The organism is Bradyrhizobium sp. (assembly GCF_049519115.1).
Classification (GTDB): domain Bacteria; phylum Pseudomonadota; class Alphaproteobacteria; order Rhizobiales; family Xanthobacteraceae; genus Bradyrhizobium.
The window spans coordinates 12550-30722 of sequence record NZ_JBEKRB010000059.1 but is presented as its reverse complement, the minus strand read 5'-3'; the positions used below and the strand labels follow the sequence as shown (position 1 = coordinate 30722).

The window sequence follows — 18173 nt, the reverse complement described above, 5'->3', positions numbered from 1 at the left end:
CCCGGCGATCCCGGCGCCACCGCCCACAATTTCCCGCGGGTTCTTTCTTTGGCGGCTTTCGGACGCCGGCCTCGGTGCACGCCGCACCGCTGCGATCGGCCGGCATCCGAAACCCTCAACAAGAGCCGACATCGCTCCTACCATCCGGCAAGTCAGCTTTCATCGGTGGGACCGGAAATGTCGCGCGAGCAAAGAGGGGCGAATGATCCAGCCTGGACGTCGGCGCCTTACCTCTTTTGAAACTCAAGATAAGTTGTCCAGACGGCGCTGGCCAATGTCTGCGACGGTACCTGAGCACAAGTTTTTTTGACCTCGGCCACTATCTCGGCCGTGTCAGTTCTCGATTGTGGTTGTTCGCTCGCAGCTGCAACGTAATTCAGCCCCGTCCAAAAGCCATAAATCCAGACCGTTCCCTCTGAAAAATGCTCTTTGGTGGCCTTCCAGTGCGCGCAACTCATTCCTCCTATTCCCGTCATGTCGACGGAAACTTTCGTATCCTGCGCTAAAGCGGGGTAGGCCGAAACCACGAAGACCAGCGCCGCCAATAAGAATGCTTTGACCATCCACCGGATTTAGGCACGGCGCCGAGGTCGTCAATCCTGGCTTTCAGCGGTGCGGCCTATCGGTTGTGCATCACGACGGTTGAGTTCCATCTTGCGGAGGTTTTCACGCGCTGTTGCTGAAACGCGACAGTTGCGAACGGACGCCGTGATACCCTCCGGGCGGCTCCAGCCGTACGGCATGGTTCGTCCGGTTGGTTTGGGGGGCTATGGGATGAACCAGCGCTCACGTCCGCTGTCCTGTTTCCTTATTTCGGCTTCGCTCGCCGTGTGTTCGACTGCCGCCATGGCACGGGCCGACCATAAGTCTCCGCACGCCGGGAAGCCGCATGAAGCGAGCGGAGCGCGGCACCACCGCAATGCGGCGCACGAGATAGCTGGACATACAAAGCATGTCGCGGCGAAGGAGCGCGAGTCGGCGCGACCCGTCGCCGCTCCGTCCGCCAGTGCGGACGCTTCTCCGCTCCCGGCCGATCTCGCGGCAGTGAAGGCTGCGATCGATCTCGCGCGCAAGGTAAAGACAACCGAGGCTACCGCTCTACAAAGGACGATCGCCGATCCGGCGGCTCGGAAACTCGTTGAATGGTTCATCCTGCGCCATCCGGACGCTGACGCGAACTTCAGCCGATACGCAGCGTTCATTGCCGATAGTCCGGGTTGGCCGAGTATGGGACTCATGCGCAAGCGGGCGGAGGCGCGCCTGTGGCAGGAACACAGCGACGCCGCCACCGTTCGCGGCTTCGTAGGTGATCACCCGACAAGCGCCAAGGGCCGCTTCGCGCTTGCGCGGGTCCTGTTCGCCGAAGGCAACCGTGACGATGCCGGACGCATGGTTCGCCATGCCTGGAGGTCGGATGAGTTTTTGGAGCGCTCCGAAACCGAGGCGTTTGAGCTATTCCACGACCTGCTCACGCGCGAGGACCATCGTGCCCGCATGGACAAGCGCATCGGCGCCAAGGATCTTTCAGGCGCCAAGCGCGCTGCGCAGCGCCTCGGCAGCGACGAGCTTTCGATCGTGAAGGCCTGTGCGGCCGGAAACACGGACGAGGCGCTCGATTTACTCAACGACGTTGCGGCTGAGGCCCGCAGTGATCTGGGATACGCCCTTTGCCGTATCCGCTGGATGGCGCATCACGACCGGATCGATGAAGCAACCCGTCTGATGCTGGCAGCCCGACCGGAGACCATGGCGCTTCAGGATACCGACGAATGGTGGCGCGAGCGGCGCTTTCTTGCCCGCAAGCTGCTCGATCAGAGCAAATTTGAAACCGCCTATCAGGTGGTGCGTGAGGCCGCCCTGCCGGCGGGCGAACATTATCGGGCGGACTTCCATTTCATGTGCGGCTGGATCGCCTTGCGCTATCTCAATGATCCCGCGACGGCGCGGGCGTATTTTGCTCATATCGACGACGGCTCGGCCAATCCGATTGTGCTCGCTCGGGCGAACTACTGGCGAGCCCGCGTCGCCGAAGCGATCGGCGAAAAGGACGCGATGCGCGCCAGCTATGAGGCGGCTGCGAGCTATCCGACCGCCTATTACGGACAGCTCGCGCGCGCCAGGCTCGGACTCGACAGAACCGAGCTGCGGGTGCCGGTGCGGGTTAACCCGGCTGACGACATGGAGCTCGCGGACGAACGCGTGCATGCCGCGGATATGCTATATGCACTCGGCGAACACGACGTCGTTCTAAATTTCGTTGCTGACCTGGCCGAAGAGAGCACTGACGCGGGGTTGCTGGTGGCGCTCGCCGAACTAACCGGCCGCCGCAACGACGCGCGGGCCATGTTGCGGATCGGCAAGCTGGCGCTTGCCCGCGGCTTCGCGCTCGACCCTTACGCATTCCCGACAATCGGAATTCCGCAGCACAGCCCAATCGGTCCTGAGATCGAGCGCAGCATTATCTATTCGGTCGCGCGTACCGAAAGCGCATTCGACCAGCATGACAAGTCGCCGGCCAACGCGGTCGGCCTGATGCAGGTGACGCCGGAAGCCGGACGCGATACCGCCAGGCGATTCGGCGTGGCCTATGACTGGGACAGGATGATCTCTGATCCCGTTTACAACACGCAAATGGGCGCCGCTGAACTCAGCGCATTGTTGAAGGAATATGCCGGCTCTCACATCATGGCCTTTGCTGGCTATAACGCAGGCCGGGGTCGTGTTCGCGACTGGGTAAAGCTGTACGGCGACCCGCGCAATCCTGACGTGGACGCGATCGACTGGGTGGAGCGCATTCCGCTCTCCGAGACGCGCAACTATGTCCAGCGCGTTATCGAGAATCTGCAGGTCTATCGCGTCCGATTTGAGAACGGCGGTTCGCTGATTTCGAAGTCCGATCAACGTCCAAGTAGCTTGCAGGAGGCCAACTCGGCGCCGCCGCTGTTAGCTCCGACGTCCGCTTCCCAAGAGGATCCAGCCATTCCATAACCTTCGACATGCGCAATCTATGTCCGCTCCCCCCGAGCACAGGACCGCGCGCACGACACATAGCACATCTGGTCCCTCGAAGGGGTGCCGAACCTCACGCTTCGGCTGTCTGCGCAAAGCGGCCGGTGATACGCAAACGGCATCTCGTGGCCGATAACGAACGAGTAGAAACCGTCGAGGCTCCAACTGGCGAGGAGATGGTCAAACCTTGTCAGTCTGCCTCGTTCAAAGCCTGGGCGATGTCCGCGATGAGATCGGACGGGTGTTCGATGCCGATCGACAGCCGGATCGTGGAGTCGAGAATACCAATTTTTTGGCGGACGTCGGCCGGAACGCCGGAGTGGGTCATGCTGGCGGGTAGGCTGGCGAGCGACTCGGTGCCGCCTAGGCTCACCGCCAGTTTGATGATTTGCAGCGCGTTCAGGAATTTGAATGCGGCGTCCTGGCCGCCGAGAATGTCGAACGAGAATGTGGAGCCTGCGCCGCTGCATTGCCTTGCGAACACAAGGCCGGCGGGGGAGACCTCTTCGAGGTGAGCAAGGTAGTGGACTTTTGCCACTTTGGAGTGGTCGCGCAGGTAATCCGCGACGAGCCGCGCGTTTCTGTCAGCTTTTTCCATGCGGATGCTCAGTGTTTCGAGCGACCGGCTGATCATCCAGCAGGAATGGGGGTCCAGTTGGGTGCCGATGGCGCCTCGCAACGCTTTGACGCCTTTCATGAGAGCCTTAGAGCCCAGCGCCGCACCAGCGATCAGGTCGGAATGACCGCCGATATATTTGGTCAGCGAGTACAACGAAAGATCCGCGCCGTGTTCGATCGGCCGCTGAAACACCGGCCCGAGCAGCGTATTGTCGCACGCGACGAGCGGCGTGTGCGCCTGAGCATGGCCGATCATCTCGGCGACGCGCCGGACCATCGCAATATCGACCAGGCCGTTGGTGGGATTTGCCGGGGTTTCGATGAAAATCATCGCTACCCGGCCTTTGCGCATGGCTTCCTCCGCCGCCAGCGTGACTGCGGCCTCGTCGATGCCGTCCGCAAAACCGACCGCGCCGATGGAAAGGCCCGCAAGCGTCTTTGCAAACAGAGTTTCCGTCCCGCCATAGAGCGGTTGAGAGTGCAGGATGACGTCGCCCGGGCGGACGAACGCGAGGATCGTGGTCGCAATCGCCGCCATGCCGGACGAGAACAGCGCGCATTTCTCGGTGCGCTCGTAGACAGAGAGCCTATCCTCGACGATCTCGCTGTTGGGATGATTGAACCGCGAATAGACCAGGCCAGCACCCATCCCCTCGGGAGGGTCGCGCCGACCCGAGACATAATCGAAGAAGTCCTGTCCATCTTCGGCGGTCCTGAAAACGAAGGTTGAGGTCAGAAAGACTGGTGGTTTGACGGCCCCTTCCGATAGTTGCGGATCGTAACCGTAGTTCAGCATCAGCGTTTCGGGGTGCAGCACGTGGTTGCCGATGTGGGTCTTCGATGGGAATGGTTTCACCATGGCCTGCCTCGCTGTCTGGATTCGGAACCTCGCCCTGCTTGGGGGCCTACCGCAATAACGATGCCGTCAGAAGCAGTCGATGCCACGGCATCCAACGGCTCCAGTCAAGGTTGCTAGGATCAGCATAGCGACACCCGGAACCGATTTCACCGCGCCCGAGAGGGATTTCGCAGCTCTCATCCGGACTATCGGTTTCTGTCGTAGCGGTCTCGACCGCGTGTGCCCGGCTGGCTTATATGTATCGGCAACCCACGAGATCACGCCGATGCCAGACAACATCCTGTCGCCCAAGCGGATCACCGCCGAAGCCTTCACCGATGCGGCCGCGGCGGTCGCCCGTCTTACCGAAATCTACGAACGTAATGTCAGCTTCTTGCGTACCGCTTTTGAAGCGTATGTCGGCGGCGAGCCTTTCGACACGCGCGTGCGTGCCACCTATCCATTTGTCAGGATCACCACGGGCACTCACGCCCGCCTCGACTCGCGGCTGTCTTATGGCTTCGTCTCCGGCCCCGGCATGTACGAGACTTCGGTGACGCGGCCGGATCTTTTTCGCGGCTATTTCACCGAGCAGATCGGCCTTCTCATGCAGAACCATGGTGTGCCGGTCGAGATCGGCGAGTCGGACGAATCGATACCGATTCACTTTGCCTATCGACGCGACATTAACGTCTCAGCGAGTTTGCCAGCTCGCGACCGGCCGCTGCGCGATTTGTTCGACACGCCAGATCTCGCCACCATTGACGATGCGATCGTCAACGGCACGCTGCCTGCTGGCCCGCGACAACCGCTCGCCATGTTCCGTGCTGCCCGTGTGGACTATTCGCTGCACCGGCTCTACCACTATACTGGAACGGATCCGGAGCACTTCCAGAACTTTGTGATCTTTACCAATTACCAATTCTACGTCGACGCCTTCGCGCGCATCTGCCGCGAGCGCATGGCGGCCGGTGATCCCGCGGCCGATGCCTTCGTCGAGCCAGGTAACGTCATCACGGCCAAAGCGAGCCTCGGCAATCCGGATCCCACGCAAACGCCGCCGGAGCGCCTGCCGCAGATGCCGGCTTTTCATCTCGTTCAACAGGCTTCCGGTGGCATCAGCATGATCAACATCGGCACTGGCCCGTCGAACGCACGTAACATCACCGATCACGTCGCAGTGCTTCGTCCTCATGCCTGGTTGATGCTCGGCCATTGTGCTGGGCTGCGGAACACGCAGAAGCTCGGCGATTACGTCCTCGCTCACGGATACGTCCGCGAGGATCACGTGTTGGATGAGGAGCTGCCGCTGTGGGTGCCGGTTCCGGCGCTTGCCGAGATGCAAGTCGCGCTCGAGCAAGCAGTCAGCGAAGTGACGGGGCTGACCGGGTTTGAGCTCAAACGGGTGATACGGACCGGCACGGTAGCCAGCGTCGACAACCGGAACTGGGAGCTCGGCGACCAGGCGGTTACCATCCGCCGCCTGTCGCAGTCACGAGCCATCGCCCTCGACATGGAATCGGCCACTGTGGCCGCCAATGGATTCCGCTTCCGTGTGCCATACGGAACGTTGCTCTGCGTATCGGACAAGCCGCTGCATGGCGAGATCAAATTGGCTGGAATGGCCGGGGACTTCTACCGCCACCGCGTCAGCCAGCATCTTGAGATCGGTCTTCGAGCGTTGGAAAAGCTCAAGTCCCAAGAACGAGAACGACTGCATTCGCGCAAGCTGAGGAGCTTTGCCGAGGTCGCGTTCCAGTAAGCGACGGGACCCGGATGGCAAACAGCCGAAAATCAATCAGTTGCCGAATAGCCGTTTCTGACGCGCAGCGGCCGGTCATACGCAAACGGCATTTCGTGGCCGATAACGAATGAGCAGAAACGGTCGAGGCTCCGAGGGTAACCCCATCTTTGTCACGTCAGAATCACCACGTGATAGACTGTTCCAAACTGATCCGGTGCCGACAAAAAGCTCAATTCTCGGAATTGAGTCCTCTGACTGATTCTAGGCCGTATAGACAGGGGCCCATTTCCGACTCGTACGTTTGTCCCCGGTCTAGAGGTGACGCGTAGAGCGTTTCAGGCGCGACTACAGCTGGCGCCATATCCATTCACTCGTCGTTACTCCCATTCTGACAACGGGAAATTTTGTAGTGATCTCAATCCCCTCTATGAGCTGCTAAATGTCAGAATGGCTATTGTAATGATTAGCAAATTTTGCGACTTCCAAGCTGAATACGAGGGTTCGATTCCCTTCGTCCGCTTTTGTTCTTTCGAACAGCCCCGCCACTCCTGGTTTTCCATACGAACACGAGCCCCGCTGCCATGAACATGTCCGCCATTTTTGCGCGCGTGGTCGAGCTGGTCGGTGCGGGCGCGCTGCAATGGCGGCGGTTGCAGGAGGGCGCGCAGCCGCAAGCCGCCTGGGGGCAGGCGCCAGTGATTCCGACGGCGAAACCGCAAGGGGCGCTTCCGACGCTCAAGATGCCAACGGCGCGGGGCTGGCGCGATGGTCAAAAGCCGGTCGCGGCACCCGGACTAAAGGTCAACGCCTTTGCCGCCGAACTCGACCATCCTCGCTGGATCAACGTGCTGCCCAATGGCGACGTGCTCGTCGCCGAGTCGACACAGGTCGCCGGTCCCGTTCGAAACATGTTTCACTATGCGATGCAGGCGACGATGCGGCGGGCCAATGCGCTTGGCGTCAGCGCCAACCGCATCACGCTGCTCCGGGACCTCGACGGCGACGGGGTCGCTGAAAAGCGCTGGGCCTTTATGGAGGGCCTGAGCCAGCCGTTCGGCATGGCGCTCGCGGGCGACACCTTCTACGTCGGCAACACCGACGGCGTCGTCGCCTTTCCCTATGTTGCGGGCGCCGATCGGATCACCGCGACAGGGCGCAAGCTCGTCACCTTCAAGCCGGGCGGCCACTGGACGCGTAGCCTTCTGTTGAGCGCCGATGAAAAGAAGCTCTATGCCGGCGTCGGCTCGCTGACCAACATCGCCGACGAGGGCATGCAGGTCGAAGAAGGCCGCGCGGCGATCTACGAACTGGATCTGGCAAGCGGTTCGAATCGGATCTTCGCAAGCGGTCTGCGCAACGCGGTGGGTCTGGCGTGGGAGCCGAGCACCGGAATCCTCTGGACCGTTGTCAACGAGCGCGATGGCCTCGGAGACGAGACGCCCCCGGATTATCTAACGTCAGTCGGCGACGGCGGATTCTACGGCTGGCCTTATTGCTATTGGGGACAGACGGTGGACGATCGGGTGCCGCAGGACCCCGCCATGGTAGCCAAGGCGATCCGGCCTGATTACGCGCTCGGCGGCCACACCGCCTCGCTCGGTCTATGCTGGGTACTGGCCGGCACGCTTCCGGGCTTTCCCGACGGCATGGCGATCGGTCAGCACGGCTCGTGGAATCGCAGCACCCTGAGCGGCTACAAGGTCGTGTTCGTGCCGTTCGAGAATGGCCGTCCGTCCGGCCCGGCGCGCGATATCCTTTCCGGATTCCTGGCGCCGGACGAGCGGGAATCCTGGGGTCGGCCGGTCGGCGTCACACTCGGGCCCGATCGCTCGCTGCTGGTGGCCGACGATGTCGGCAATGTCATCTGGCGGGTGACGGGCGCGTAGCGCTTCCTTTGCTCACGCGTTTTCCGGGCGTGTTATCGATTTTTTTACCCTACAGCCATCTAGTATGTACCGCGGCAATTTTTACTTTGCTCGTGGGGAAAGACATGCGTGACACGATGCGAAGACGGCATTTCCTTGCGGGTGCCGCTACGGCCGCCCTGACTTCAGGCTTCATGACCTCGGGCTTTTTGAACCGGCGCGCCTATGCTTCTGTCCAGCCGCAGGTACTGCGGATGGGCATCACCAATCCCCGGGATTCCCAGTTCGGCGTCGGCGGGCTGGAGTTCGCCGCCTTTGTCGAACGGAACTGTGGTGGTCGCCTGAGGGTCGAGGTGTACCCCGCGGGCGAGGCCGGCGGCGAGCTGGAGATGTGCCAGGATCTCATCGCCGGTACGCTTGAGATGGCGTTTGCATCGTCGGTGGTCTTTGCCACGATCGCCCCCGAACTCAGCATCTTTGATATTCCCTTCCTGTTTCGCGATCTGGCCCATGCCCGCGCCGTGCTGGATGGCGAGATTGGCAAAGCGGCGCTGGCGCGGCTCGGGCCAACGGGCTTGGTCGGTCTCGCCTGGGGCGAAAACGGGCTTCGTCACCTCACGACTACCGACCGCGCCGTTCGTCGGCCGGAAGACCTCAAGAATCTCAAGCTTCGCGTGCCGCAATCCGAGGTGATGGTGGCGAGCTTCAAGGCGATCGGCGCGGCCGCGGGCTCGCTGCCTTTCCCCGAGCTCTACACGGCCCTGTCCTCCGGCGCATTCCAGGCTGAGGAAAATCCGATTGCAACCGTGCTTGCGGCGAATTTCGACAAGGTTCAGCACTACCTGTGCCTGACCGGGCATGTTTACTCACCGGCCGCCTTCCTGATCTCGAAGCGGGCTTTCGAGCGCCTTTCGCCGGAGGATCAGTCCATGCTCCGCGCCGCCGGCCTCGTCGGAAGCAGGGCCAGCCGCACCTATATCGATCGGGTCGAAAAGAGCGGCATTGAAGAGCTGCGTCGCCGCGGCATGAAGGTGGTCGAAGATATCGACCGGCCGGCTTTCGTGGCCTCGCTCGCGAGCCTCGAAGGGCAATTCCAGAAGCAGTTTGGCAAAGACAACATCGACGCCATTCGTGCGTTTGGCAAATGAGGCAACAATCAATGTCCTTGCTGTCTGTCGTAAACCGTATCAGCCTCAATGGCCGCCTGATCGGCGGTTTCGGACTTTTGATGGTGCTGATCGGAAGCATCTCGATTTTCTATAATGTTCGTATTCGCGATGTGCGGGACAACGTCGCGCGCATCGAGCGTGCGTCGGCGGCCACCGACACGGTCGGCGACTTTACCCGTCATCTCCTGCTGCTACGGTCCATCGCCGTCGATTATTTCCGCTCCGGCTCGGCTGCGGACCGCGCGCGAACGCTCGCGGCTCTCGAACCGCTCGACAAGTCCATCGACAGGCTGAGCGAGGTCGCAGGCTCACGCGGCGATCTGCTGCGCACCGGCCTCTCCAATTACCATGCCGCATTCAACAAGCTCGATGAGGAAATCAAAAAACGCCAGGCGGCGCTCCAGGCGATGAACGCCACCGGCGCCCGGCTCACGAACTCGTTGACGACGGTGACGCTTGATCTCGCCGCCGCGGGCGAAGCGGCGCGTCCGGCGGCCCAACGGCTCGAACAGGCGTTCCAGGTGCTTCGCGCCGTCGCCTATCGCTATGCAGGATCGCCATCCTCAGGTGATCTCGATATCATCACCGCGGAACGGGAAAGGGTCGCTAAGGAATTGGCCGAGGTAAAGGCGTTGCCTCCAGCCGATCCTGCGCTCGCCAAGATCGTCGCGGCGCTGCCGGCGCAGGTCGAAAAACTGCTAGGTTACTCCGACCAACTGGTCGGCCTAGCCGCCTCGACAGAGGGGAATTTTGCGGCTCTGGTCAATTCCGGGATCAAACTAGGTGACAATGCCGAAGCCTTGCGCAGTGAAAATCAGAGCAGCCGCAACAGCGCCATTTCGACCGCCACTCTAATTGCCGAGGAGGCCTCGACGGCTGGCTCGATTGCCGCGGTCGCGGGCGAAATACTCGCCGTTATTTTGGCGGCCCTCATCACGATTTCAATCTCGACACTGATCAAGCGGATCACTCAAACGATGTCGCAACTGGCGGCCGGTGATCTAAACGTCGAAATTGAGCGCGCCGAGCGAGGCGACCAGATTGGCAACATGGCACGCGCCGTTGGTATCTTCAAGGCAAACGCGATTCGGATGGCCGAGGTTGAATCGGAAAAGAATCGCCTCGCGGCGCAGACCGAACAGGACCGCAAGGCCGGCCTGAGAGAATTGGCCTCGCGGCTGGAACGCGCGGTCAAAGACATTGCCGACGGTGTGAAACAATCGGCTCAAAGAATGCATGATGGCGCTTCGACCATGAGCGGAGCTGCCGAACGGACCAAGGCTCAGTCGAGCACCGTGTCAGCCGCGTCCGAACAGGCGTCGATGAATGTTCAGACGGTGGCTTCCGCTGCCGAGGAGTTATCGGCCTCGATCCGCGAGATCGGTCAACAGGCGCAAAGCTCGGCCAATGTCGCACGCCGCGCCGCCGAGCAGGCGGGCCAGACCACGACCACGATGGAGCGTCTGTCCCAGGCTGCCGACCGTATCGGTGAGGTGGTCAATCTGATCAACAACATCGCCGCGCAAACCAACCTGCTGGCGCTCAACGCGACGATCGAAGCTGCGCGTGCGGGAGAGGCCGGCAGGGGCTTTGCCGTCGTCGCATCGGAAGTCAAGACGCTCGCCTCCCAGACGGCGCGCGCGACAGAGGACATCGCGGCCCAAATCTCGTCAATCCAAAGCGAGACCAAAGAGGCTGCGACCGCCATCAAGGGCATCGAAACCGTCATTCTGGAAATCAACCAGATCGCGACATCCACCGCGAGCGCCGTCGAGGAACAGGGCGCCGCGACCAGCGAGATCGCGCGCAATGTCCAGCGGGCCGCGGAGGGCACCGACGAGGTCTCGAGCAACATCGCAGGCGTGCTGGAGTCCGCGGCAAAAACCGACGAGCATGCCCGCATTGCGCTGGAGAATTCCAACGAACTGTCCGGTCAGGCCGACCGGCTCTGGCAGGCCGTCGTCGGCTTCGTCGAGGACGTGAAGGCGGCCTGATGAAGCGCAAGCCGCGTACGGGGATGGTCTCGCGATCATTCGTGAGACGCCGCTAACCTGACTACTTCGGGATGCCTTCCGGATGTGCCTCGGCGCAGGTTTTTACCGCATCCATCGTTCGGACATTTTCCTTGTCGACGGATTCGGTAATCAGACGTCGGAGCGGACGAAGGATTCCGGGCAGGTTATGTCCAGAACCAGCCAGCGGTCTCGGTCATGTCCGGGAGGTCCAAAAGACATCTCGGTTGAAAGCGAGGGTTCGATTCCCTCCACCGCTCCCTTCGTGGTGATTGCCGATGCAAATCGAACCGCGCGCTCGTCCGGCATGCGCACCATAACCGGCGAATAGGCGAAAATACCCGCTTCGCCTTGGCCCCTGCCGTCAGCCGCTGAAAGCGCATGGAAATGTTCCATGCATAATGGCATATCTCATTGTTATTGCTGCATTCCTTTGCCACATTCCGGCCACGCATCGCCCCTTTAAGGCGGTTGGCCCTGATGCGCCGCGGGAACCCCCATTGTTGAGGCCGCGGCGGGGTGATCACCACTGATCACGCGGCCTTCGATCGCATCGCGATCCTTAAATCCCCCGAAACAACACGAAGGAAGATAGTATGCGTAAAGTCGTTGCCGCGGGCGCATTGCTGCTTGCATTTGGGACGAGCGCGGAGGCGCGAACTCATCATCACCATTATCGGCACTATTCCAGCCACCATCATTACCGGCACTTTGCTCGGTCAAATGAGGCACCGAGTTTCGCTTTCGGATTTGGGTCGTCGAGCTTCACGAACTCAAACTATGAGCGCCCGGCGTACAGGCGCCAAGCTTATGAGAATACGAGCTACGGGCGCGCGCGTTCCGGAGGACGGCCTGCCGCTTGGTGCGGCTGGTATATGCGCAGTCAGGTCGGAGCCGATCCGGGTCCCCAATACAACCTCGCGCGATCCTGGGCGCACTACGGCAGCAACGCCGGCGGTCCCTCGGTGGGCACGATTGTCGTCTGGAGTCACCACGTCGGCAAGATTGTCGGTCAGGAGAACGGTCAATGGATCGTCGAGAGCGGGAACGACGGTCATGCGGTTCGAGCTCGACCGCGATCTCTCGCCGGTGCCATTGCCTTCCGTAACGCTTACGCTTCATTCTAGTGTGGCGGTTTAGAAGTCCGCATCAGTACTGCCGCGGGCTCGTCATGCAGACTTCTGAACAAGGCCACACTAGATCAATAGGTTTGCTAGTGTCCTTTCGATTCCAAAGTTCGAGACGTGGCTCCGCAAGGTGCTGCGAACTTCGGAATCGGGACACCAAGCGTTCGGACACGGTATTCTGAAAGACAAGACCCCGCTTCATCGCGTAGATGGAGCGGGGTTTTTCATTTGGTTGGACAATCCAGAACCGAATTGGTGAGAGCTACATGCGCCGTCCTTTGATGATCCGCGGAGGCCGAGCCTTACGTTACGGCGCGGCGATGCCGGAATTGCTAGATATCAGGATCGGGGGCGATGGACGCATCGTCGAGATCGGACCGTCGTTGGCCGCGAGCGATACGGAGATTCTCGCGGTGGATGGGCAGTTGGTGCTGCCCGGCGTGGTCGATATGCACCAGCATCTCGACAAGTCGCGGACCCGGGCGCTGCTCGACAATCCCTCGGGCACGCTGATGGGGGCTTCCGCGGCCTACCGCGCGCTGGCGCCTTCGATCACGAAGGAGCAGATGATCGCGCGGGCACGGCGAACGGTCGAAGCGTGCAGCGCTTACGGTACCGTCGCCATCCGCAGTCACACCAATATCGATCCGCAAACCGGGGTGCGCGGCATCGAAGCCATGGTCGAGTTGCGGGCGCAGTGCGCGGCTTTCATGCGCATCCAGATTGTGGGCCACGTCACTTCGGGCGCCACCTCGATGCTGCCGGAGAGCGATGCCTGGCTGCGCCAGGCCATCGATCTCGGGATTGATGCGATCGGCGGCGTGCCGGCATTTTCCTCCGAGCCGGTTGCGCTGCTGAAGCTTCTGTTCGACAGCGCCGAGCGCAGTGGCCTGCCGCTTGACATGCACATCGATGAGCACCTCGATGCTGGCAGAGCGATGTTCAGCGAACTCGCGAAGATGACACGGGCCTATGGCATGGCCGGCCGCGTCGTTGCCGGCCATTCATCGGCCCTGAGCGCCATGGCGCCGGACGAGGCACAACGCACGATCGACGAGTTGCGCGAGGCCGGCGTCGGCATCGTCACGTTACCGGCCGCTAATCTTTTCCTGCAAGGACGCGATGCGGGTCGCCTGCCGCCGCGCGGACTGACGCGGGTGAAGGAATTGCTCGCGGCGGGAATCCCGGTCGCGGCCGCGTCGGACAACATCCAGGATCCGTTCGTCCCGACGGGCTCCGGCGATCTCCTGGAAATCGCGCGATGGACCTTGCTTGCCGGGCACTTTGGCCTCGGCGATCTCCGCCAGGGCTTCGAAATGGTCTCTACGGTGCCGGCGCAGATGATCGGGCTTGGCGCCGATTGGGGTATCAGGCAGGGCGCGCGCGCCGATTTGCTGATCGCGCGAGCAGATACGATCGACGAGATGGTCGCCAGCGGAGCACTGGAACGGACGGTGATGGTCGAGGGGCGGGTGGTTTTTTCGACCTCAGTGCAACGGCATTAAATTCGCACCGCGGCGAAATGGGTTGACGGATCAAAATGCGCTGTGGTTGAAGTCGGCGGCGGGCACGAGCCCGGCATCCGATCCGCGTCGCACCTTCAGGAATCCAAAATGGCCGAAACAGACCTTGATGCCGTCATCCGCGGGATCGGGAAGACGCAACACAAGGCGTTAATGGCGGAGGCCAAGAAACGTTACGCTCGGCTGACGGGTTTAGCGGCCAGGGCCAAAACCAAAGAGGGCAAAGCGCGCTTCAAGCAGACCGCCAAGGACATGATGTTGCTGGCTAACGCGGCGGCGCGGCGGTTGCAGATCACCGCCGAGAACGCGGCCGACAGCTACGCGCGGGCGATGAAGAATGCGCTTGAGGAAATAAAGGCGGCTGAGGCCAAGGCGGCTGCGGCGAAAAGCGAAGCAGCCGGCAAGAAGGCGGCCAAAAAGAAAGCCTGACGACGCGGCTCGCTTCCGTGCTTTTCCGCGGTGGCCGTGTATCTCAGGCGGAGACGTTCACAAGCTGGCCGGTTTTGCCCGCGTTTTGCTGCATCTGTTGCAGCATGATCTGCTGGATCTTTTGATTCACGGCCTGCTGTTGCGCCGGCGAGAGCTTCTCGAACTGCTGCTCGGTCAGTCCGAGGCTCTTCAGGATATTCTCGCGCATCCGTTCCGCCGGGGACATCTTGGCGTAGTCGAGAAAATCCTGCACCACGCTGTTGCCCTGCGACGTGCTCTTGCTCTGCGACGTGGTTCCGCTGGCACTGGCGCTGGCGGATGAGCCGCCGGTCTGCGGGAACATGGCGCTCGTGATCGGTCCGAAGGCCGTCACGGAAGAGATTGACATCGGGTGCTCCGTACTAGTCGATGCAGGTTGCGCGATACCGCAAGCAAGCGGCGTGCCGGTCCTCAAGTGACCGATATTCCAAGATGTTGGCCTGCGAACCGACCGCGATTTGTCGACGCAGGGGAAATTCTTGCCCGGTTGAATTATCCCGACCTGAGCATTTTCTTCCCTGTTGCCTGCCGCGTCCGATCCCGATCCATTGATCCCAATGCGCATGCGTCCAGGAAGAAAGCATGACGCCATGCCGGCGGGTTGGCTCGCTTCCAGCCTTCCGTTGCGCTATTGCAGTGTCCAACCTCAATCAAGCCGATAAAGGCACCGCGCCATGGCGTATCAACCTCATTCCAAAGTCATCATCACCTGCGCGATCACGGGCAATATTACCCGGCCGGACCAGTCGCCTTATCTGCCGATCACCCCGCAGCAGATCGCCGACAGCGCGCTGGAGGCGGCGGAAGCGGGGGCTTCGATTGCCCACATCCATGTGCGCGATCCCGAGACCGGCCGTCCCTCGATGTCGATCGACCTTTATCGCGACGTGATGGACCGCATCCGAGCGAAGAATCCGAAGCTGGTCATCAACCTGACGACGGGGCCGGGCGGGCGGTTTGTGCCTTCCGAGGAGGACCCGAAGGTGGCCGGTCCCGGCACCACGCTGATGGCGCCGGAAAAACGCGTCGAGCATGTCGAAATCCTCAAACCCGAAATCTGCACGCTCGATCTCAACACCATGAATTCGGGCGGCCAAGTGGTGATCAACACGCCGCCGAACGTCCGCAAGATGGCGGCGCGGATGCGCGCGGCCGGCGTGTTGCCGGAACTGGAGCTTTTCGATTCCGGCGATATTCACCTGGCGCGCGACCTGATCGCGGACGGGACCCTGCAGGGACCGCCGTTATGTACGCTGGTGCTCGGCGTCAAATACGGTTTCGATCCGTCGCCGGAAACCATGATGTATGCGCGCAATCTGCTGCCGGAGGAGGCGATTTGGGCCGGCTTCGGCATCGGCCGTTCCGAATTTCCGATGGTCGCGCAATCCTGGCTGCTCGGCGGCCATGTGCGGGTCGGGATGGAAGACAATCTCTATCTATCCAAGGGCGTGCTGGCGAAGAGCAACGCCGAACTCGTGGCGCATGCGGCGCAGATCCTGAAAGACCTCGGCGCTGCGGTCGCATCGCCTACTGAGGCGCGGGCGATGCTCAAGCTTTCCTAGGAAAGCCGATCGGGCGGCGCGTTGCCGCGCTGCCCGATGCATTCTCCGTAGACTGCTTCCGTGATGACTAGCCGTTGCGGCCGTCCATGACACGGTCGAGAATCCGGTCGATATCGTTCAGAATCTGGCGATCGTCGAGAATGCCAAAGTCGAACATCTCCATGAGATCGCCGATCGCCGGCATGTTGCGCGGCACATAGCGATTGCTTTCGTCGCTGACCGGGTTCGGGAGGTTGTCACGGCTGCGGCCGCTCAGTGGCTTCAGCCCCCAGTTGCGCTCGATGAACTTCGTGATCGAGACGTGGTCGTAATAGGTATGGACCACGCGGCCGCCGCGAGAATACGGCGAGATCACGAGCAGCGGTACGCGTGGCCGTCGCCGAAGAAGTCGACCGGCTGGATGAAGCCCGAATCGTAGAAGCCGCCATTTTCGTCCCAGGTGACGATGATGGCGGTGTCCGCGAACAGCTCCGGCTCGTTACGCACCTGGTTGACGATCTTGTCGAGCAGCGATTCGAACAGGATCAGCTTGGACGATTCCGGGTGTCCATCGGCGAAACCGCTCGGCTTGATGATGGAAACCGACGGCACCTGGCCGCTGTCGACATCGGTGAAGAAGTCGACGATGTCCTTGGTGTGCGCCTTGATCTGGGCGGGATTGCCGTAGATCGAGGCCGCGTACTGCATCGGGTTGCAGATCGGGCAGAACTCGTTGGACGTGCCGGCAACCGCGTTGTTGTAGCCGTCACCGTGATAGACCCACGAAACGTTCTTTGCATTTAGCGCATCGCCGATCGTCGGCACGTTCTGCGGCGGAATGAAGAAGAAGTCGCTGCCATCGGCCGCCTGCTTCGGCGACAGCGGATTCGCCGGCGTACCGTTGGGATGATAGCCGGGGAAGAAGTTGTTCACCGCATAGAACGTGTTCGGTGCACAGTTCGGCGCCGGCTTGTAGGGCAGCGTCGCAAGATAGTTGACGATCGCGGGAACGCCGGGCTGGGTCGTGTCCGAGCATTTGACATATTCTCCGAGCGTCGCGGCGACGTCGTTCTGGTAGGCGTTGTTGGAGCCCGGCAACCGGATTTGGATTGGCCACCAGCGAGAGTTGCACCTGGGCCGGCAAGCCGAGGACGGAGCCGGGAGCTGACGGTGGCGTTGCCGGAGTAAAGCTTGTCGCATTCAATACGCCGTTTTGTGCGAACGAATTGTTGAAGTAGTAGGCGTCGCCGGTGCCCAGCATGATGTGGTTGGGGCCGGTGCCGCCCATCATCGCCTGATGATAGTTGTCGCCAAGCGAATATTCCTCCGCGAACCGCTTCAGCGTCGGCGCATCGCCCTGTTGCATGTTGAAGAAGGCCATCGATGTGCCCATGCCTTCTTCCGTCAAACCGTTGAAGGTGGTGATCACGTAGGGCAGCAGGTCGAGAAGACAGCCGCTCGGATTCTCGCGCGTCGCGGTCTGGACGCTGCAGTCCGATTGCTGCCACATCTGGTAGAAGCGGTGAATGGTGTCTTCGGTGTAGGCATCGTAGGGAAGACCGTGGCCTTCCTCGTCCTTCGCTGTCTGCTGATAAGGTCCGCTCGGCAGATTGGTCACGTTGGCAACGCGCGTGTCGGGATTGCGCACGCCATTGGCTTGACCGTTGGTCGTTTCGGATTTGAACGGCAGGCCGCTGGCGCCCGTGGTCAACAACACGTCGCCTTTTGGCGTAAGGGCCGGTTCGGCTGCCGCGGCTTGGGTCGTGGTCGTAAAAGGAGGCGCGGTGGTGCTGGGCGCCTGCGGCACGCCATTTAGGTTCGGTGGCGGCAGCGTCGCGAAGGGTGTTTTGCTGACGGCCGGCGCGCTGATGAAATATTGCGGCTGCGGCGTCACGGTGAACTGCGTTGCCTTCTTGGCGTTCGGGCCGGGCGTGCCGTCCTCGTTGATGATGCCGGTCAAGAGCAGGTTATGGATGGTCTGTCCGTCGCGCGGGCGGAACGTGCCGAACGCATGATCGAAGCTGGAATTTTCGGCGATGACAACGATCACATGCTTGATTCGCGTCGTTGTCCGCACATGCGCTGGCACCTGAGCCGGGTCGATGGCGCTTGCATTCGTCGTGAATAGCCCGAGCGCCGCGGTAGCGGCCCCGATGCGCTGGCGAAGCTTTCGGCCAGCCGCGTATTTTTTTCGCGCATGTTGGTTTTCCCCAGTTTGAAGTAGTGCGGAACCTAACGATGCGGCGTGACACTTTATTC

Annotated in this window: 15 protein-coding genes; 9 read left to right on the top strand and 6 right to left on the bottom strand. The window is 61.4% G+C overall.

All coding sequences use genetic code 11. The features are described 5' to 3' along the window. Positions 1-227 precede the first annotated feature (227 nt). On the bottom strand, positions 228-563 hold the full coding sequence (locus ABSE61_RS30440; protein ID WP_423874872.1) for a hypothetical protein: 336 nt from the start codon (positions 561-563) through the stop codon (positions 228-230). Positions 564-774: 211 nt separating this feature from the next. On the opposite strand from ABSE61_RS30440, the gene ABSE61_RS30435 reads away from it, so the two are divergent. Beyond that, entirely contained in the window at positions 775-2988 is a 2214-nt protein-coding gene (locus ABSE61_RS30435) for a transglycosylase SLT domain-containing protein (RefSeq protein ID WP_423874871.1), read from the top strand. Between the two features lie 211 nt (positions 2989-3199). Here the strand turns inward: ABSE61_RS30435 and ABSE61_RS30430 are convergent, their stop codons facing one another. Further along, positions 3200-4486, bottom strand: a complete 1287-nt coding sequence (locus tag ABSE61_RS30430; RefSeq protein WP_423874870.1) for a cystathionine gamma-synthase family protein — start codon at positions 4484-4486, stop codon at positions 3200-3202. 265 nt (positions 4487-4751) lie between these two features. Here ABSE61_RS30430 and ABSE61_RS30425 point away from each other — a divergent pair, with 265 nt between their 5' ends. The 7 genes from ABSE61_RS30425 (at position 4752) to ABSE61_RS30395 (ending at position 14334) form a co-directional block, all read left to right on the top strand. Then, positions 4752-6227, top strand: coding sequence for an AMP nucleosidase (locus tag ABSE61_RS30425; protein WP_423874869.1), 1476 nt, complete (start codon positions 4752-4754; stop codon positions 6225-6227). Between the two features lie 563 nt (positions 6228-6790). Continuing rightward, on the top strand, positions 6791-8095 hold the full coding sequence (locus ABSE61_RS30420) for a PQQ-dependent sugar dehydrogenase (RefSeq protein ID WP_423874868.1): 1305 nt from the start codon (positions 6791-6793) through the stop codon (positions 8093-8095). A 104-nt stretch (positions 8096-8199) separates the two neighbouring features. After that, complete coding sequence (gene dctP / locus ABSE61_RS30415; RefSeq protein WP_423874867.1) at positions 8200-9222, top strand: TRAP transporter substrate-binding protein DctP; 1023 nt, start codon at positions 8200-8202, stop codon at positions 9220-9222. 11 nt (positions 9223-9233) lie between these two features. Beyond that, a complete protein-coding gene (locus tag ABSE61_RS30410) occupies positions 9234-11237 on the top strand; it encodes a methyl-accepting chemotaxis protein (protein ID WP_423874866.1) in 2004 nt (667 codons plus the stop codon). Between the two features lie 893 nt (positions 11238-12130). After that, positions 12131-12382, top strand: coding sequence for a C40 family peptidase (locus tag ABSE61_RS30405; RefSeq protein WP_423874865.1), 252 nt, complete (start codon positions 12131-12133; stop codon positions 12380-12382). Positions 12383-12648: 266 nt separating this feature from the next. Further along, complete coding sequence (locus tag ABSE61_RS30400; RefSeq protein WP_423874864.1) at positions 12649-13887, top strand: amidohydrolase family protein; 1239 nt, start codon at positions 12649-12651, stop codon at positions 13885-13887. A 108-nt stretch (positions 13888-13995) separates the two neighbouring features. Next, positions 13996-14334 carry a hypothetical protein gene (locus tag ABSE61_RS30395; protein WP_423874863.1) on the top strand — a complete coding sequence of 113 codons (339 nt, stop codon included), beginning with the start codon at positions 13996-13998 and terminating at the stop codon, positions 14332-14334. 43 nt (positions 14335-14377) lie between these two features. Here the strand turns inward: ABSE61_RS30395 and ABSE61_RS30390 are convergent, their stop codons facing one another. Continuing rightward, entirely contained in the window at positions 14378-14722 is a 345-nt protein-coding gene (locus ABSE61_RS30390) for a hypothetical protein (RefSeq protein WP_423874862.1), read from the bottom strand. A 325-nt stretch (positions 14723-15047) separates the two neighbouring features. On the opposite strand from ABSE61_RS30390, the gene ABSE61_RS30385 reads away from it, so the two are divergent. Further along, positions 15048-15935, top strand: a complete 888-nt coding sequence (locus ABSE61_RS30385; protein WP_423874861.1) for a beta-keto acid cleavage family enzyme — start codon at positions 15048-15050, stop codon at positions 15933-15935. A 67-nt stretch (positions 15936-16002) separates the two neighbouring features. On the opposite strand, the gene ABSE61_RS30380 is transcribed toward ABSE61_RS30385, so the two are convergent. From ABSE61_RS30380 to ABSE61_RS30370, 3 genes are read right to left on the bottom strand one after another with little or no spacing between them, the layout of a single operon-like run. Beyond that, a complete protein-coding gene (locus ABSE61_RS30380; RefSeq protein ID WP_423874860.1) occupies positions 16003-16290 on the bottom strand; it encodes an alkaline phosphatase family protein in 288 nt (95 codons plus the stop codon). Next, positions 16287-16796, bottom strand: a complete 510-nt coding sequence (locus ABSE61_RS30375) for an alkaline phosphatase family protein (protein ID WP_423874874.1) — start codon at positions 16794-16796, stop codon at positions 16287-16289. The genes ABSE61_RS30380 and ABSE61_RS30375 overlap by 4 nt, the downstream gene beginning before the upstream one ends. After that, on the bottom strand, positions 16681-17964 hold the full coding sequence (locus ABSE61_RS30370; protein ID WP_423874859.1) for an alkaline phosphatase family protein: 1284 nt from the start codon (positions 17962-17964) through the stop codon (positions 16681-16683). The genes ABSE61_RS30375 and ABSE61_RS30370 overlap by 116 nt, the downstream gene beginning before the upstream one ends. Between the last annotated feature and the right edge of the window lie 209 nt (positions 17965-18173).

Bases quoted from the DNA above. Each gene is read 5' to 3' on its own strand.
- ABSE61_RS30440 (WP_423874872.1), bottom strand. From the start codon at position 563: ATGGTCAAAGCATTCTTATTGGCGGCGCTGGTCTTCGTGGTTTCGGCC.
- ABSE61_RS30435 (WP_423874871.1), top strand. From the start codon at position 775: ATGAACCAGCGCTCACGTCCGCTGTCCTGTTTCCTTATTTCGGCTTCG.
- ABSE61_RS30430 (WP_423874870.1), bottom strand. From the start codon at position 4,486: ATGGTGAAACCATTCCCATCGAAGACCCACATCGGCAACCACGTGCTG.
- ABSE61_RS30425 (WP_423874869.1), top strand. From the start codon at position 4,752: ATGCCAGACAACATCCTGTCGCCCAAGCGGATCACCGCCGAAGCCTTC.
- ABSE61_RS30420 (WP_423874868.1), top strand. From the start codon at position 6,791: ATGAACATGTCCGCCATTTTTGCGCGCGTGGTCGAGCTGGTCGGTGCG.
- dctP (WP_423874867.1), top strand. From the start codon at position 8,200: ATGCGTGACACGATGCGAAGACGGCATTTCCTTGCGGGTGCCGCTACG.
- ABSE61_RS30410 (WP_423874866.1), top strand. From the start codon at position 9,234: ATGTCCTTGCTGTCTGTCGTAAACCGTATCAGCCTCAATGGCCGCCTG.
- ABSE61_RS30405 (WP_423874865.1), top strand. From the start codon at position 12,131: ATGCGCAGTCAGGTCGGAGCCGATCCGGGTCCCCAATACAACCTCGCG.
- ABSE61_RS30400 (WP_423874864.1), top strand. From the start codon at position 12,649: ATGCGCCGTCCTTTGATGATCCGCGGAGGCCGAGCCTTACGTTACGGC.
- ABSE61_RS30395 (WP_423874863.1), top strand. From the start codon at position 13,996: ATGGCCGAAACAGACCTTGATGCCGTCATCCGCGGGATCGGGAAGACG.
- ABSE61_RS30390 (WP_423874862.1), bottom strand. From the start codon at position 14,722: ATGTCAATCTCTTCCGTGACGGCCTTCGGACCGATCACGAGCGCCATG.
- ABSE61_RS30385 (WP_423874861.1), top strand. From the start codon at position 15,048: ATGGCGTATCAACCTCATTCCAAAGTCATCATCACCTGCGCGATCACG.